Source organism: Peribacillus sp. P4_C12, assembly GCF_056402095.1.
Map to the genome: position 1 here is coordinate 1 of NZ_JBFUIB010000672.1, position 1714 is coordinate 1714.

Genomic DNA, 1714 nt, shown 5'->3' on the forward strand with positions numbered 1-1714 from the left:
ATAAACAATTAACGCACCCGTTTTCATATGTTCTTCGCCAAGTCTTTCTATGATTTCCGTCCCGCTAGCCGGAATATTCCCAATAATCCCACGACCCAATTTCGCTTCGAGGTCATTGACTAATAATTCTGGGAAACCATTTGGGAACACACGAAATGGAGTCGATATATTCAACCCCATAATTTCCCAGTGTCCAGTCATCGTATCTTTTCCAGTAGACGCCTCTTTCATTTTCGTAAAGTATGCGAGCGGTTGCTTCGCTTTATCAATCCCTTTGATTTCACGGATATTGCCTAAACCCAATTTTGCGAGATTTGGCATGTTTAATCCATTCATTTTTTCTGCGATATGACCAAGTGTATCTGACCCTTTATCACCGAATAAATCTGCATCAGGTGCTTCACCAATCCCTACTGAGTCCATAACCACTACAAAAATACGTTTAAACGCTGAATTCCCTTTCATGCTCATTCCTCCTAAAATAGTAAATCAGTTTTTATACTCTCTATATTACCCGTATACTGTTTAGTTACTCTTCAATAAAATGAAAATCACGAGAACGTCAGAAGTCTGACCTCTCTACATTGTAAACGATTACCATGATGGAGACAAATAATATATTCCTGAAAGAAAAAAGTATCACTAGATGTTCACAATGTCCACTATAGCGATTTAGTATCGACCGTTTGTATCCCCTTTCAATTTCAAAAAAGGCTGCTTCCTTCATCTGTTTTGCAGTGAAGTTCACAACCTCTCTATCATTCTACTAAACTTCTAAGCTCGCGGATGAAATTTTGAATATACATCCTTAATCCGAACGTTTGTAATATGCGTATAAATTTGCGTCGTCGATATATCCGCATGACCTAGCATCTCTTGGACTGCCCTTAAATCTGCCCCATTCATTAATAGGTGTGTCGCGAAGGAATGACGCAAAGTATGTGGTGTGATTTCTTTTTCTATTTGCGCCGTTTTCACAAGTTTCTTTAAAATCTTCCAAAATCCCTGTCTTGTCAGCCTGTTCCCATGATGATTCAAAAAAAGTGACTCTGTTCGGTGCTTTGGACTAGCAAATTTTCCTCGGGCCCTATCCAAATAATGTTCAATAGCACCAAGTGCCGTTTGGCCAATTGGAATGATTCTTTCTTTATTTCCTTTTCCAATACAGCGGACAAAGCCCATCGATGCATGGACATCACTCACATCCATTGATATTAACTCACTTACGCGCATCCCTGTCGCATACATCAATTCAAGCATCGCCTTATCACGCAAACCATATTCATCCATTACCTTTGGGGCCTCTAATAACGCTTCCACCTCTTCCATGCTTAGCACTTTTGGGAGGCTTCGCTCTGGTTTTGGTGTTTCTATATGTATAGATGGATCCTGGTCGGTCACCCTTTCTCGGAGAAGAAATTGATGAAAAGACCTAATGGAGGCGATATGACGCGCTACCGTTTTCGATGATTTGCCCTGATCCTTCAAATGAACGAGAAAATGCAAGATGTTCACCCTCCGCGAATCATTCCAGCTGGTAATAGTTTCCACATTTTTCAAGTAGCTCCAATATGAATTTAAGTCGCGTTCATAAGAAACGAGCGTATTCTTGGCAAGTCCTTTTTCTATGGTTAAAAAATGAATAAAATCCCTAATTTGATTCTCCATATTCATTACTCCCCGTTTAAATAAAACAACATTAAGCGTTCAAGCC

At 39.8% G+C, this 1714-nt stretch carries 1 protein-coding gene and 1 pseudogene; both read right to left on the minus strand.

Annotated features, from left to right (window positions below; genetic code table 11):
* Positions 1 to 465 (minus strand): annotated as a pseudogene (locus AC1DUW_RS27835) (phosphopentomutase); the annotation flags it as partial.
* 309 nt (positions 466 to 774) lie between these two features.
* Positions 775 to 1668, minus strand: coding sequence for a site-specific tyrosine recombinase XerD (gene xerD / locus AC1DUW_RS27840; RefSeq protein ID WP_053346850.1), 894 nt, complete (start codon positions 1666 to 1668; stop codon positions 775 to 777).
* Positions 1669 to 1714: the final 46 nt, after the last annotated feature.

What these genes read in the sequence shown, in the direction of transcription:
- xerD (WP_053346850.1), bottom strand. Translation starts at nt 1,668, where the DNA reads ATGGAGAATCAAATTAGGGATTTTATTCATTTTTTAACCATAGAAAAA.